Here is a 15,187-nt window from a genome sequence, read left to right as displayed (position 1 = left end):
GACAATCGATGGCTAAATTTGAACTTGTAGGCAGTCCAGAACCATTTCTATTGGTCGATTTGGTACAGGGAGAAAAAATATTTTGTGAATCTGATGCTATGGTCATGATTGAGCAAAATTTAGAATTGGCAGGAAATTTACGTGGCGGCTTATTTCAATCATTTATGCGTAGATTTACCACAGGGGAGTCGCTGTTTCAGCAAGAAATCAAAGCATCATTTGGTCATGGACAGTGTTTACTTTCTCCAAACATAGATGGTGATATGCAGATTCTTAACATTGGCCCTCAGCAATACACTTTATCTGATGGGGCTTTTGTTGCAGCAACAGAACATGTCAATGTCAAAGCCAAAATTCAAGCAAATTTAGGCGGTGGATTCTTTGGTGACACAGGTGGTTTTGTGGTGATGGAATCATCAGGACAAGGACAACTGTGTATTTCAGGCTGTGGTACCTTGATGGAAGTCGATGTAAGCACTCAGAATGGAGAAACCACCATTGATAATGGTCATGTTGTGGCATGGGATTCGTCTTTAAGTTACAACATTGGGATGCCAAGTTCACAAAATCGCGGAATTGTTGGAAATCTTTTAAACAGTTTTACCAGTGGTGAAGGTATGGTGCTTAAGTTTAGGGGCAATGGCAAAGTCATTATTTGTTCCCGAAATCGCAAGAGCTACCTCACATGGTTATCTTCAGCTTTAAATTTAAATAGAAACAATTAAATCTATGAGGGAAACATATGAGTATTAGTTTAGTAAAAGGTCAAAAAATCTCTTTAGAAAAAGGTGATGGTTCATCATTGACTAAAATTTATCTTGGTGCAGGCTGGGATGTGGCTAAAAGTGGTGGATTTTTAGGTGGTCTTTTTGGTGGCGGTGGTGGTGATTCAATTGACCTTGATGCGTCTGTCATTATTTTTGATGAAAACAACCAACCACTTGATGCAGTATGGTTTGGACAATTAAAAAGCAAGGATGGCAGTATTTGGCATTCAGGGGATAACCGTACAGGTGCTGGTGATGGCGATGATGAAGTGATTCATGTTGATCTAACCAAAATCCCACCGCAAGTCAAAGCACTGGTTTTTACAATTAGTAGTTTCCGCGGTCAAACTTTTGAAAAAGTTGAAAATGCTTTTTGTCGTTTAGTTGACTCAAATACCAATACTGAAATCGCAAAATATAACCTTTCAGCAAAAGGCAATTATACTGCCTTGATTATCGCTAAAGTTTATCGCCACAATGGCGCATGGAAAATGTCTGCGATTGGCGATACTTGTAATGGTAAGACCATTCATGACATGCTTCCTTCGATCATTCCGGTGCTTTAAGCGCGGCTGTAAAAATTTTTAATCAACAAAGCCATTTCTAGAAATGGCTTTTTGTTTAAAGTATTTTCAATCTTTCCATTCTAAAGTTATCAATTGTGTAAAATAATTCTATAATAGCGTCCATTATTACTGACCTCAGTTGCGGTTAGTTCGTTTTTAAGTCAATTTCTTCTCCGTGATTCGGCTTATTTTTCAATATTTAAATTTTATGTGTCCATGCCAACACATAAGAATATTTAGGTGCCCACATGGAAATCAAAGTCAATTACCTCGACAATCTTCGACAAGAAGCCAAGTTCGATGACTTTACAGTAATTGCTGATCAACCCATTCGCTATAAAGGTGATGGCTCTGCGCCGGGTCCTTTCGATTATTTTCTTGCATCATCTGCTTTGTGTGCTGCTTACTTTGTGAAAGTGTATTGTGCAGCTCGTGATATCCCAACAGATAATATTCGTTTATCGCAAAACAATATTGTCGATCCTGAAAACCGTTATAAACAAATTTTTAAAATTCAGGTTGAACTGCCTGCGGATATTTCAGATAAAGATCGTCAAGGTATTTTGCGTTCGATCGACCGTTGTACCGTTAAAAAAGTCATCCAAACAGGTCCTGAATTTGTTATTGAAGAAGTTGAAAGTATTGATGCCGATGCACAAGCATTGCTCATGCCAAACTTAGCACAAGAAAGCTCAACTTATATTGAAGGTAAAGATCTGCCTTTAGAGCAAACTATTGCCAATATGTCAGAGATTCTGGCAGGTTTGGGAATGAAAATAGAAATTGCCTCATGGCGAAATATTGTTCCAAATGTATGGTCATTACATATTCGTGATGCGCAATCTCCAATGTGTTTTACCAATGGTAAAGGTTCAACCAAAGAAAGTGCTTTGGCTTCGGCATTAGGCGAGTTCATTGAGCGTTTAAATTGTAATTTCTTCTACAACGACCAGTTTTGGGGTCAAGACATTGCCAATGCTGAGTTTGTACATTATCCAGATGAAAAATGGTTTAAACCAGGACCAAATGGAGCGCTACCTAAAGAAATATTGGATGAATATACATTAGAGGTATATAACCCAGACAATGAATTATTAGGTACACATTTGTATGACACCAACTCAGGTAATACTGAGCGTGGGATTTGTTCATTACCGTTTGTACGTCAATCAGATCAAGAAGTTGTATATTTTCCATCAAATTTGATTGAAAACTTATATCTAAGCAATGGTATGAGTGCAGGAAATACCTTAGCCGAAGCTCAAGTACAGTGTTTATCTGAAATTTTTGAACGTGCGGTTAAACGTGAAATTTTAGAGGGAGAAATTGCACTTCCAGATGTACCTGAAGACGTTTTAGCAAAATACCCACGTATTGTTGAGGGCATTAAAGGCCTAGAAGAACAGGGCTTTCCAGTCTTGGTTAAAGATGCATCGTTGGGTGGTGAATTTCCAGTGATGTGTGTCACGTTGATGAACCCACGTACAGGTGGCGTATTTGCATCGTTTGGTGCACACCCTAAGCTTGAAGTTGCTTTAGAGCGTAGCTTAACTGAATTGTTACAAGGTCGTAGTTTTGAAGGTTTAAATGATTTACCTAAACCAACCTTTAGCAGTAATGCGGTGACTGAACCGAATAATTTTGTTGAACATTTTATCGATTCAAGTGGTGTGGTGTCTTGGCGTTTCTTTAGTGCAAAATCAGACCATGACTTTGTTGAATGGGATTTTAGCAGTGCGGGTGAAAATGCCAATGCTGAAGAAGTAAAGACCATGTTGAACATTCTTGAGGAAATGGGCAAAGAAGTCTATATGGCAGTCTATGAGCACTTAGGCGCGACAGCTTGCCGTATCATTGTGCCTGATTATTCTGAAATTTATTTGGTTGAAGATTTAATTTGGGACAATACCAACAAAGCATTGTTATTCCGTGAAGATATCTTAAATCTTCATCGTTTAGATGATGAGCAACTAGAAGCTTTAGTTGAACGTCTTGAAGAGGTTGAAGTGGATGATTACACCGATATCGTGACTTTAATTGGGATTGAATTTGATGATAATACTGTGTGGGGGCAACTGACCATCCTTGAGTTAAAACTGTTGATTTATCTTGCTTTACAACAGTTTGAAGAAGCCAAAGATTTAGTTGAACAATTCCTGCAATACAATACCAATACTGTAGAACGCGGCTTGTTCTACCAGTGTATGAATATAATGCTTGAAGTTGAACTAGATGACGACATGGATTTAGATGACTATGAGGCGAATTTCCGTCGTATGTTTGGTGATGAACGAATGGATGCAGTTATTGGTTCTCTAGACGGCAGTATGCGTTTTTATGGTTTGACTGAAACCAGTATGCAGCTTGAAGGGCTTGATCGTCATTTAAGACTTATTGACAGTTATAAGAAATTACATAAGGCACGTGCTAAAGCTGTTGGCTTAGCAAGTTAAACACGTTTTATTGATAACTTAAGTGAAAAACCCAAGATTCGTCTTGGGTTTTTATTTTTCAAAATAATATCAATAATAGATCTCTTTCATAAATCAAAAAATGATCCTGTTGAGCAATCATATGGATATTGAAAGTTTCTTCTCCCTTTGGGAAGGCTAGGATTAGGAGGATTTTATGTTGATTTATAGTTTTAAAAAGGACTTATGAAAGAAGCCTAATTTAAATTTATATCTCTAGATGAATATTGAATTTGGAACACAACAATAATCCAGTAAATTTGAGCCATACTAAATTTTATGTTAAGTTTTACTTATCAATTGTAAGGCTATAATAATAAAATGTTGAATAATATTTCTATCTTCTTGGATAAGTTTGGCTTCGGAACTCAAAAACGTGCGATGAGTGTCCAATTTTCAAATTTGGAACTCAATTCCCAAATCATGTTACAACGTATTGATGGTTATCATGCTGTCAACGAGGGCTTATCCGCAGAACTGATCTGTTTATCCTTAAATCCATTTATAGAATTAAAACAATTTATTGGTTGTCAGGTGAGTGTGGACCAAGTTACAGATTCAGGCAGGTTGTTTAGAACGACAGGGATTATCACAGGTGCAAGTCAGGGACAATCCGATGGTGCATTGAGCCTTTATCGATTAACCATGCAAGATCCAACCAGTTTATGGCATAAAAGACGTAATAGCCGCGTGTTCATGGATAAGCGTGTTGTGGAAATTTGCGAAATTATCGTAAAAGAATGGCAATCCAAAAGTGCCTTGTTTGCAGCAAGTTTAATACTGGATAGCAGTGGCTTAACCAAAGACTATGATGTTCGTCCATTCTCCATGCAATCAAACGAATCTGATTATGAATACCTTACTCGGATTTTACGTGAAGAATCAATTAACTGGCTGATCGATGAGTCGAATTACTTGGTTTCTAGTAATAGTATTGAACCACAGAAACTAAGATTAATTGATGACAATGCCCAATTTAAGGCCCTTGAGCGTAGAACCATTCGTTATCATCGATCGAATGCAACGGAACAGTATGACAGTATCACCAGTTTTATCGCAAAGAGACAATTACAATCTACAGCAATCCACGTCCAGCGTTGGCAAGCAGACAGTTTAACTCAAGAAGACGCCAGTGGTTCCGTCCTAAGTTCACACAAACACAGCGCACAACGCGACAATGAGAGTCTAAGTCTAGAACAAGCTTGGAATATCTCTCCTGCATGGATCCGTGACCTTAAAGGTGAAGACCAAGCCACAGCATCAGGAAATAGCCAACTCGATAAACTGAATAAACAACTGAATCAATATCAAGCTTTGCAAGCCAAATACTTTACCGCGCATAGTAGTGTCCGTGATACACAGGTTGGCTATTGGTTTCAATTGACTGATCATCCAGAGTTGGACAGAAATCATCGTGGAAGTGATAAGGAACTGCTTATACTGAATAAGCACTTTTACCATCAGAACAACTTTCCCAAAGATATTCAAGATCAAGTTGAAAAACTACTCACCCTCAGCCATTGGCAAAGCAATAAAGACAGTAAACAAGAACGTCAAGCCAATGAGCTTACCTTAGTTCGTCGTAACATTGATATCGTTCCTGAATATGACCCTTTAAAACATCGACCAACGGCTCACGTACAACGTGCCAAAGTGGTCAGTGATGGTGATGAAATCTATGTGGATGAATGGGGTCGGATAAAAGTACGTTTCCTATTTACTCGAATTGAAGATCATGCTCATGATGGTGGTGCTGGTTCAAACGATACTGATACCGATTCTGCATGGGTCGATGTACTGACGCCATGGGCGGGTGAAGGTTATGGTGCAAGATTTCTACCTCGTGCTGGTGAGACGGTAGTGATTGATTTTTTTGATGGTAATATTGACAGACCCTTTGTTACAGGACGAATCCATGAAGGACATCGAAGTCCAACCCAATTTGATATCAAAGGCAAATTGCCAGAAACCAAAAAGCTGAGTGGTATTCGATCAAAAGAGATTTCGGGGGAAGGCTTTGGGCAACTCAGATTTGACGATAGCACTGGGCAACTAAGTACACAGCTACAATCTAGCCACGGTGCAACACAGCTAAATTTAGGTAATCTAAGTCATCCCAAAGAAACCGCAGAAAGTGATGGTCGTGGTGAAGGGTTTGAGTTAAGGACCGATGATTGGGGCGGAATACGTGCGTCTAAAGGAATATTAATTACAACAGAAATAGCAAGTAATGCTGCTGGAAACCAACTTGATCGCGACAATCTTCAAAATAATATCGAAAAATTCTTAGCAACTAATCAAGCCATTCAGGAAGCAGCGAAACAACACCAAACTTCTGCGCCAGCATTGGAGTTACAAGAAGCCATAAAAATAGCGCTTCCGAACTGGAATGAATCAGATTCAACTCCTTATATTGCAATCGATGCAAAGGATTCACTTATTTTCGATGCAGATAAAGGCATAATTGCCCAAGCCAAAGAAAACATTGATATAAGTTCAGAAAGTAATGTTCAAATTTTTTCAGGTCGAGCTTTTCTGGCAAATGTTTTAGATAAAATTTCACTCTTTGCTCAAGCAGCGGGTATCAAAATCAAAGCTGGACAAGGTGCAGTCGAAATTGAATCACAAGCAAGCAGCATGAAAATCGCCTCACAAGAACTGATGCATATTTATGCGATTAATGACTTTGTCAAAGTCGAAAGTGGTAAAGGAATATTGATCTCATCTGGTGGTGGCTTCATTAAAATTGAAGATGGCAATATAGATATTGTTTGCCCAGGCACCCTATCCTTAAAAGCAGGGCAAATTAAAACCATGCCAGGCAGTACTTTAACTACTGATTTAGCAGCCATGCCAAAACTTCAAATGGATTATGGTGAATGCTTTGTGTTACGTAATAAAGCAGGCAAAGCCATGCCAAATATGAAATATAAAATAAAAACAGAAGATGGAAAAACCATCGAAGGTATTACGGATGCCGAAGGTAAAACAGAGAAAGTAACGTCACTGGCTATGACCAAAGTAGTCATTACATTATTAGGATATGTCGATGAATAAATTACGCTCTTGTTTATTATTCACTATTTGTATCATCAACACAGGATGTGCATTTGCAAAATCAGAAATAAAAAATACTGGAAATAACATGATCAATTTAGAAAAAACCAAAACTTATTGCATTGGGCGCTATGTGGTTGATATCCCCGCTGAAGCAAATCCATTAGAACGTTATGATAAATATGATTCTTTTACCATTAAGGCTCAAACTAAAGCAACACGTCAAGATTTTGATACTGCTATTCAAAAAGTGAGAAAAGAATATTCTGATGATGGTTGGTTTATCACCGATGACCCTCAAGAACAAAAAATTGATGGACGTATTTCTAAAATTATAAAAGGAAAAAAATCGAAAGATAAGGGGCATCCTTTTACGGTCTTTGGATTTGTACTCGATAAAAATACGTTATTTTTAATTGAAGGAGGACATAGTGACTCCCCAGAAAGAACCAAGAAAAGTAATGAAGCAATTCATAATTTAGTGAAAAACTTACACTATCGTAATGAATACGAGATTCCCAAAGAAATAGGACAATGTATTTATCAAGGTTTTATTAAAGATGAAACCAAACAATACCGTTATAGTATCCAAAAACTTGGTTTTAGATTTAAGGACTATCCAACAGTAGTGTTACGTTTTGAAGCAGAAACAAATGATGAATATGTCTTAGCAATGATTCCCCGGATAGAAAAAAAGTTTAAAGAGGTTGGGCAAAGCCAACGTCAAATTGATAAAGGCAATATCCGTAAAGGTGAAAAAGATACGGCTTATTTAACAGGGCAAGAATGGATTTCCGTTGAAAAAATGAAAGGCAAAAATGGCATTAGCGCCCTATGGGAACATACGGGCAGTGCCAATAATAATCAGGATCCATTGATTAGTTTTGAGGTAGATACAGCACGTTCATCTCCGCTTACACAGAGTAGTAGTTTACAACAATATGACGCCTTAAAACTTTATGAGTCGATTTTAAAAACCATACGTAAATTCTGAGAATAACAATGTCAAATCATATACATCGTCATGAGGCCTATGAAAGGCTTTATAAATCTGGAAGTGTTTCCTATGTTTCACACACCACACCGGATAGTGTCAATACCGAGTGTGAAATCCCTGCACCTGTAACACATGTTGTGCCGGTTATTTTTATTCCAGGCATTATGGGCTCAAATATTAAAGATACCGCAGATGATAAAGAGGTTTGGTATCCTCGAATATCACTTTCCACGATTATTGAATACAGTAAACGAGATGCACGAGAACGACAAATTGCCTTGAATCCAGCAACAACTCAGGTGGGTTATGATGGCGATGTAAAAATAAGTAAAAAGCGAATTCCACATATCACCAAAGACGTGGCTTTGGCACGCGGTTGGGGCTCAGTGATTACCATTGGTTATGCAGATTTATTGATTTTTATGGAAAGTCAGCTTAATCAACCCTTTAAAAAGTTAAGTGAGCACAAAAAAGCCCAGTTTAATGGTACAACTGAATGGGAAAAAATTGTCCATCCGGGCAATAAAGCAACTGAAAAAATACTTAAAAATTGGTCTGCTGAAAAAACAGTTGAATTATTAGGTTTAGAAAAGCATGAGCAATTGGCTGATTATGCTTTTCCAGTGTTTGCTTGTGGCTATAACTGGTTACAGACCAACATGAAGTCAGCGGATCAAGTTGCGGACCGACTCAATAATGAAGTTATGGCACAAGTTAAAAAAGAATTTCCTAGCGCAAAATTTAAGAAATTTATTATTGTCAGTCACTCTATGGGAGGATTAGTGACTCGTGCCTTGATTCAAAATGAAAAAGTCAAAGATAAGATTGCCGGTGTGGTACATGGTGCGATGCCTGCCAGTGGTGCGCCAGCGGTATATCAGCGTCTCACTGTAGGCTGGGATGGTTGGAAAGCGTCAACAGGACTCTTTAAAAGTGCTGCTGCGTGGGCAACTAAATTTATGTTTGGAAATACTTCTGAACGTCTCACCGCAACATTGGCAAATGCGCCTGGGGGATTAGAACTATTACCTTTCTCAAATTATTCCAATGCTGTGGATTTTCCCAAAAATCCTAAAGCATGGTTAGTCATTAAAGCCAAAACACCTAGCGGTGAAATTACCGCCACATTACCAAAAAGTAATGACCCATATAATGATATTTATAAAAGAAAAGATTGTTGGTGGGCGATGATCAATCCTGATTTTATTGATCCTGCTGGATTGGTTGCAAAAACTGTAGATAAAGACGGATATGATAGTATTTTTGATGTTTATAGAGATACTTTAGTTATTGTCAAAAAATTACATGATCATATTAAAGATGCTTATCATCCCACTACGTATGCCAACTATGCTGCTGACAATAGTTTTAAAGCATTTGGTCAGGTGGTGTGGCGCTGTAAAGAAGAGTTAAATATTAGCAGTGAAAATGAATTGATTGAATTAATGAGCTTATATGGCAAGAAAAAATTAATCCAGTTCCCGGATATCAAAGATCGAAGTGATATTAAAGAAGATGATCCCAATAATCCTCCAGAAAATGATGCAGATTTAAGCATTAAAGGCTCGAAAACTCATAATTTACAAGACAACGCCTATAAAGAAGATGGTGTAAGAGAAATTTTGCTTGATGAAAAATCTAAAATTTCTAAAACCAATAAAGCCACATTTTATTTAGATCTTAAACCCACTTCAAAAGGAGATGGAACGGTATGTTATCAGTCTGGGCAAGATGTTCGTGCAGAGGGGCGTAGTCCAATTGAAACCTTTATTATCAATGGCTATGTACATGCAAAGAGCTATGACAATAAACATGTCCAATTGAATACAATATATTGCATTGCAAACATCGTCGATATTATTAAACAAACTTCAACATCAGAAAAATGTGAGAGTGAAACCAAGCGTTTATAATTTTATATGAGTTTAAGTAAATAATTTTAAGGACTTCTAAGGTTAACGATAGAAGTCTAATTTTATCTGGTCTTAATTGTTCTCAATATTTCTGACTTTATATTAAGGGAAAAATTTGAAGACGATTTAGGCAATATTTTATAAAATCAAGAATTTAAATTCTACCGAAAATTTTCAATCCATCAATAAATTTTGATATTTATCAGCTTGTGTTCTTAAAAAATCCCAAACCAATTTTATACGCGGTTCATGCTGTAAATCGACTAAAGTTAGCATCCAAAAGGTATGAATAAAACGAACTTCGTCTTGTAACACCTGTTTAAGTTCTGGTTTATTTTCTGCCAAAAACTTTGGCAAAATTGCCAATCCAGCACCTGCACTCACAGCAACTTGTTGGGCCAAAATACTGCTACTTCTAAAATTTGCATTGAGCTGTAAGGGCAGACGTTCTAAACAATACAGTTCAGGGCTGTAAATTAAATCGTCAATATAGTTTACAAACTGGTGGTTTTTTAAATCTTCAAGTTTTTTAATCGCTTGAGTGCTTTCTAGATAGCCTTTACTGCCATAAATTTTAAGACAGTAATCGGTTAAACGGGTAATAATATAAGGTCCTGACTTAGGACGATCAATGGAAATCACAATATCAGCTTCACGATGCGACAGCTTAATCATTTTTGGAACCGGGATAAGATCAATCGTGAGTAAAGGATATTGTTTAGACAGTTCTGCCAATAGCTGGGCTAAAAATGCTGTTCCAAAACCCTCCGGTGTGCCAATTCGCACATGTCCTTGTAAAGGTAAGTTGGGTTTTTCAATTTGCAAAAAAGCTTGTTCCATTTGCTCGACACGGGGCACCAACGCCAAGCCCTCCATAGTTAGTTCATAGCCTGTGGCTTCGCGTCTAAACAACGGCGTTCCTAAAGCTAATTCTAGCGCCTGTATCCGTCTAGACACGGTACTGTGTTCGACCCCAATAATACGAGCTGCATTGGTTAACGTCTTGGCACGCGCTAAAACTAAAAAAAACTGTAGGTGATCCCAATCGACTTTCATTGTGTATGACATCCTTGTGCATATTTGCACATTAATTGTGCGTTAATTTCTATTGGTCATCTATATTTTCTTTGTTAGTTTGATTTGAAACAGCACTGATGAAAATACTGCTTTTGGCTATTTTCTAAGAATGTAACAACAAAAAATATTGCCTATGGAGAGGTTATGAACACAATGTCAAATATTCATTCGACGACGGCTAAATTATTAATTAATGGAAAATTTACCGAATCAAATACTACTGAGTGGCAAGACATTTTAAATCCAGCGACCCAAGAGGTACTTGGTCGTGTCCCAATGGCAACTTTAGACGAAGTTGATGCTGCAATTGCTGCGGCACAAGAAGCATTTAAAACTTGGCGTTTTACACCGATTCAAGCCCGTATGCGTATCATGCTAAAACTGCAAGATTTGATTCGTGACAATATGAAAGATATCGCACGTGTTTTGACCGCAGAACAAGGTAAAACCTTGGCTGATGCAGAAGGTGATATTCAACGTGGCTTAGAGGTGGTTGAACATGCTTGCTCGATTGGCACCTTGCAAATGGGTGAATATACTGAAGGTGTAGCCCGTGGTGTAGATACTTATACCTTGCAGCAACCATTGGGTGTATGTGCTGGAATTACCCCGTTTAATTTTCCTGCCATGATTCCACTATGGATGTTTCCAATGGCGATTGTTTGCGGCAATACCTTTGTACTTAAACCGTCTGAGCAAGATCCATTATCGACCATGATGCTGGTTGAATTGGCATTACAAGCAGGTGTACCTGCTGGTGTACTCAATGTGGTACATGGTGGCAAACAAGTGGTGGATCGTCTATGTACGCATCCGGACATTAAAGCCATTTCATTTGTAGGTTCGACAGCGGTAGGCACGCATGTCTATAACTTAGCAGGTCAGCATGGTAAACGTGTGCAATCGATGATGGGTGCAAAAAACCATGTCGTGGTCATGCCAGATGCCAACAAAGAACAAACCTTAAATGCTTTAGTTGGTGCTGCATTTGGTGCGGCTGGACAACGTTGTATGGCATTGTCTGTTGCTGTAATGGTCGGTGAAACTAAAAACTGGGTGGATGAATTGGTTGAAAAAGCCAAAACACTCAAAGTCAATGCTGGGCATGAACCGCAAACAGATATTGGTCCTGTGATCTCACCACGTGCCAAAGCTCGCGTTATAGATTTGATTAATAGCGGTATTGCACAAGGTGCGCAACTCTTACTCGATGGTCGAGGCGTACAAGTCCAAGGCTATGAAAATGGCAATTTTGTTGGTGCAACCATATTCAATCAAGTAACTACCGATATGCGTATCTATACTGAAGAAATTTTTGGCCCGGTTTTAGCCATTATTCATGTTGATACGCTTGAACAAGCCATTGAATTGGTCAATGCCAATCCATTCGGCAATGGTGTGGGTTTATTTACTCAAAGTGGTGCCACAGCACGTACTTTCCAAAGCACCATTGATATCGGTCAAGTTGGTATCAATATTCCAATTCCTGTGCCAGTTCCATTCTTTAGCTTTACCGGGTCAAGAGGTTCAAAATTAGGGGACTTAGGGCCTTATGGTAAACAAGCAGTACAGTTCTATACTCAAACCAAAACCATAACCAGTCGTTGGTTCGAAGACACACAAGAAAAAGGTGAAGTGAATACCACCATCAGCTTGCGTTAATACAGGAGTTCAAGGATGGATATTGCATTTATTGGTTTAGGCAATATGGGCGGTAAAATGGCCCATAATTTACTCAAAGCAGGCTTAACGGTTTATGGCTTTGATTTAAGTGATATTGCAATCGCACATTTCACCGAAGCAGGCGGAATTGCCTGTAATAGTCCGCAGGCAGCAGCAGAAAATGCTAATGTGGTAATTACCATGCTGCCAGCCGCAAAGCATGTTAAAGAGGTCTATTTGGGTGAAAATGGGGTACTTGCTGTGCTTAAACAAGGCAGCTTATGTATCGACAGCAGTACCATTGATCCACAAACCATTAAAGACATTGCTGCAATTGGTGCAGAGCAAGGAATTCAAATTTGTGATGCACCTGTTTCAGGTGGCACGATCGGGGCCCAAGCAGGTACGCTAACCTTTATGGTAGGAACTGATGATAAAGCCTTTGAACAAGTTAAATCTGTGCTTGCACCAATGGGTAAGAACATCGTGCACTGTGGTGAAGTGGGTGCAGGACAAATTGCTAAAATTTGCAATAATCTCATTTTAGGCATTTCAATGGCCGCAGTGGCTGAAGGCATGGCGCTAGGGGCAAAACTCGGTATCGATGCACAAGCGTTGGCAGGCGTAATCAATAGTTCAAGTGGTCGTTGCTGGAGCTCTGAAGTGTGTAACCCATGGCCGGGTATTTCTGCAAATGCACCTGCTGGACGTGGTTATAGTGATGGCTTTGCCTCTCAACTGATGCTTAAAGATTTGGGTTTGGCTGTTGAAGCCGCAGGCCAAGTCAAACAACCTTTGCTTTTAGGTGGTTTGGTACAGCAGCTTTATCAGCAACTGTGTATGCAAGGTAATGCTCAACTCGATTTTTCCAGCATCATTCAGCAATATTTGCCTAAAGAAACTTAATCATCAATCGAAGCATAGTCAATTTCACCACCAATGGGTGGTGAAAAACCAATAGATTCACTCGTGTCATGAATAACAATAAATCCAGGCCGGAGTATATAATATGTTGAATTATCATGATGTTGCTAAAACATTTAATTTAGATGGTGCGGTTCAAGAGATGCTCTCAGGCTCGGTTGATCAACTGAATGCCTGTTATGAATGCTGTGACCGACATGCAGAAGCAGATCGCGAAAAAGTTGCCCTATATTGGCAAGGTAAAGATGGCCGTAAAGAACAATACACCTTTGCTCAACTGAAAAAATGGTCGAGTCAGTTTGCCAATATTTTAAAGTCACAGGGTATTCAAGCCGGTGATCGTATTTCGGGTTTATTACCAAGAACTCCCGAATTATTGGTGGTGATTCTCGCTGCTTGGCGAATTGGTGCAGTTTATCAACCGCTATTTACTGCATTTGGCCCAAAGGCGATTGAACATCGAGTTCAGCTGGCAAAAAGCAAATTGGTTGTGACCGATATCGGCAATCGTAGCAAACTGGATGAAGTTGCACAGTGTCCACAAATTATGACCGTCTCTGATCAACAGGGTCATGCTGTACAACAAGACGATTTAGATTTTTGGAAAGAACTCAATCAACATGCTGAGCAATGTGATCTGGTCATGCAAAGCATTCAAGATCCATTTTTACTCATGTTTACCTCGGGCACCACGGGGCCTGCAAAACCTTTAGAAGTTCCACTCAAAGCCTTAATTGCTTTTGGCAACTATATGAAAGATGCGATCGGCTTACGCGCAGATGATGCATTTTGGAATATTGCTGACCCAGGTTGGGCGTATGGCTTATATTACGGTATCACAGGACCATTATTGTTAGGCCATGCCACTTTGTTTTATGAAGGTGGTTTTAGCATAGACAGTTTATGTCAAATTATTGATGATTATAAAATTACCAATTTGGCAGGTGCACCTACAGCATATCGGATGATGATGGCCGCGGATCCCACTCAAATGGCACAACTAAAAGGTAAATTCCGGGTTGTGAGTAGTGCTGGTGAACCTTTAAATCCTGAAGTTTTTCGTTGGTTTAAACAAGTGCTTGATGCGCCTATTTTTGATCATTATGGACAGACAGAGGTGGGCATGGTGGTGTGCAATCATCATGGTTTAAGCCACGACGTCCGTGCAGGCGCTGCTGGTTTTGCCAGCCCAGGTTATCGTGTTGCTGTGGTAGATGATCAAGGCAATGAGTTGCCTGCCGATACCGCTGGAATTTTAGCGGTAGATATCAGTCAATCACCGATGATGTGGTTTGCTGGCTATAAAGAAAGTCGTAAATCACCATTTATCAAAAATTATTATTTGACCGGTGATACTGCTGAATTACATGCAGATGGAAGTATGAGCTTTGTTGGACGTAGTGATGATGTGATTACCACCTCTGGATATCGTATTGGACCTTTTGATGTAGAAAGTGCATTACTTGAACATGAGGCAGTGATTGAAGCTGCTGTTGTTGGAGTACCTGATCCAGAGCGAACAGAAATCGTTAAAGCTTTTGTGATTTTGGCAGAAAATAAAACACCATCTGAGGAATTGGCTGAACAACTTGGGCAATTTGTCAAAAAACGTCTGTCTGCCCATGCTTATCCAAGACAAGTTGAATTTGTTACTGAACTACCCAAGACTCCAAGTGGCAAGATTCAACGCTTTTTACTACGGAATCAAGAAATTGCTAAACAACAATTAAGTGTATAAAGCCAGTAAGGATCA

10 protein-coding genes are annotated in these 15,187 nt (G+C 39.0%); 9 read left to right on the top strand and 1 reads right to left on the bottom strand.

Annotation, left to right across the window (positions count from 1 at the left end; all coding sequences use genetic code 11):
• Positions 1-8: 8 nt before the first annotated feature.
• The 6 genes from AC07U8_RS10655 (at position 9) to AC07U8_RS10630 (ending at position 9,771) form a co-directional block, all read left to right on the top strand.
• Positions 9-725 carry a TIGR00266 family protein gene (locus AC07U8_RS10655; RefSeq protein ID WP_004720370.1) on the top strand — a complete coding sequence of 239 codons (717 nt, stop codon included), beginning with the start codon at positions 9-11 and terminating at the stop codon, positions 723-725.
• Between the two features lie 17 nt (positions 726-742).
• Positions 743-1,333 (top strand): TerD family protein, encoded by a 591-nt coding sequence (locus AC07U8_RS10650; protein ID WP_004720371.1) that lies wholly within the window; start codon positions 743-745, stop codon positions 1,331-1,333.
• Positions 1,334-1,581: 248 nt separating this feature from the next.
• Complete coding sequence (locus tag AC07U8_RS10645) at positions 1,582-3,786, top strand: OsmC domain/YcaO domain-containing protein (RefSeq protein WP_494737851.1); 2,205 nt, start codon at positions 1,582-1,584, stop codon at positions 3,784-3,786.
• Positions 3,787-4,125: 339 nt separating this feature from the next.
• Complete coding sequence (locus tag AC07U8_RS10640) at positions 4,126-6,861, top strand: type VI secretion system Vgr family protein (protein WP_494737850.1); 2,736 nt, start codon at positions 4,126-4,128, stop codon at positions 6,859-6,861.
• The gene (locus AC07U8_RS10635; protein ID WP_494737849.1) at positions 6,854-7,855 is read left to right on the top strand and encodes a T6SS immunity protein Tli4 family protein; all 1,002 of its coding nucleotides are present in this window, start codon (positions 6,854-6,856) and stop codon (positions 7,853-7,855) included. Before AC07U8_RS10640 ends, AC07U8_RS10635 begins: the two co-directional genes overlap by 8 nt.
• A gap of 8 nt (positions 7,856-7,863) precedes the next feature.
• A complete protein-coding gene (locus AC07U8_RS10630; RefSeq protein ID WP_096734146.1) occupies positions 7,864-9,771 on the top strand; it encodes an esterase/lipase family protein in 1,908 nt (635 codons plus the stop codon).
• A gap of 174 nt (positions 9,772-9,945) precedes the next feature.
• Here the strand turns inward: AC07U8_RS10630 and AC07U8_RS10625 are convergent, their stop codons facing one another.
• Entirely contained in the window at positions 9,946-10,827 is an 882-nt protein-coding gene (locus AC07U8_RS10625) for a LysR family transcriptional regulator (RefSeq protein ID WP_004821587.1), read from the bottom strand.
• A 165-nt stretch (positions 10,828-10,992) separates the two neighbouring features.
• Here AC07U8_RS10625 and AC07U8_RS10620 point away from each other — a divergent pair, with 165 nt between their 5' ends.
• The 3 genes from AC07U8_RS10620 (at position 10,993) to AC07U8_RS10610 (ending at position 15,172) form a co-directional block, all read left to right on the top strand.
• A complete protein-coding gene (locus AC07U8_RS10620) occupies positions 10,993-12,510 on the top strand; it encodes a CoA-acylating methylmalonate-semialdehyde dehydrogenase (RefSeq protein WP_096734145.1) in 1,518 nt (505 codons plus the stop codon).
• 15 nt (positions 12,511-12,525) lie between these two features.
• Positions 12,526-13,416: a 3-hydroxyisobutyrate dehydrogenase gene (gene mmsB / locus AC07U8_RS10615; protein ID WP_096734144.1), complete on the top strand. Its 891-nt coding sequence runs from the start codon at positions 12,526-12,528 to the stop codon at positions 13,414-13,416.
• A 103-nt stretch (positions 13,417-13,519) separates the two neighbouring features.
• On the top strand, positions 13,520-15,172 hold the full coding sequence (locus AC07U8_RS10610; RefSeq protein WP_494737848.1) for an AMP-binding protein: 1,653 nt from the start codon (positions 13,520-13,522) through the stop codon (positions 15,170-15,172).
• Positions 15,173-15,187: the final 15 nt, after the last annotated feature.

This window comes from Acinetobacter sp. GW821-FHT01E09 (assembly GCF_059422385.1).
The sequence above is the reverse complement of the archived record's forward strand: the minus strand, read 5'-3'. Positions and strand labels throughout refer to the sequence as shown.

Excerpts from the sequence above, each read along its gene's own strand:
- mmsB (WP_096734144.1), top strand. The coding sequence starts at position 12,526 with ATGGATATTGCATTTATTGGTTTAGGCAATATGGGCGGTAAAATGGCC.
- AC07U8_RS10630 (WP_096734146.1), top strand. The coding sequence starts at position 7,864 with ATGTCAAATCATATACATCGTCATGAGGCCTATGAAAGGCTTTATAAA.
- AC07U8_RS10655 (WP_004720370.1), top strand. The coding sequence starts at position 9 with ATGGCTAAATTTGAACTTGTAGGCAGTCCAGAACCATTTCTATTGGTC.
- AC07U8_RS10635 (WP_494737849.1), top strand. The coding sequence starts at position 6,854 with ATGAATAAATTACGCTCTTGTTTATTATTCACTATTTGTATCATCAAC.
- AC07U8_RS10650 (WP_004720371.1), top strand. The coding sequence starts at position 743 with ATGAGTATTAGTTTAGTAAAAGGTCAAAAAATCTCTTTAGAAAAAGGT.
- AC07U8_RS10645 (WP_494737851.1), top strand. The coding sequence starts at position 1,582 with ATGGAAATCAAAGTCAATTACCTCGACAATCTTCGACAAGAAGCCAAG.
- AC07U8_RS10610 (WP_494737848.1), top strand. The coding sequence starts at position 13,520 with ATGTTGAATTATCATGATGTTGCTAAAACATTTAATTTAGATGGTGCG.
- AC07U8_RS10625 (WP_004821587.1), bottom strand. The coding sequence starts at position 10,827 with ATGAAAGTCGATTGGGATCACCTACAGTTTTTTTTAGTTTTAGCGCGT.
- AC07U8_RS10620 (WP_096734145.1), top strand. The coding sequence starts at position 10,993 with ATGAACACAATGTCAAATATTCATTCGACGACGGCTAAATTATTAATT.
- AC07U8_RS10640 (WP_494737850.1), top strand. The coding sequence starts at position 4,126 with ATGTTGAATAATATTTCTATCTTCTTGGATAAGTTTGGCTTCGGAACT.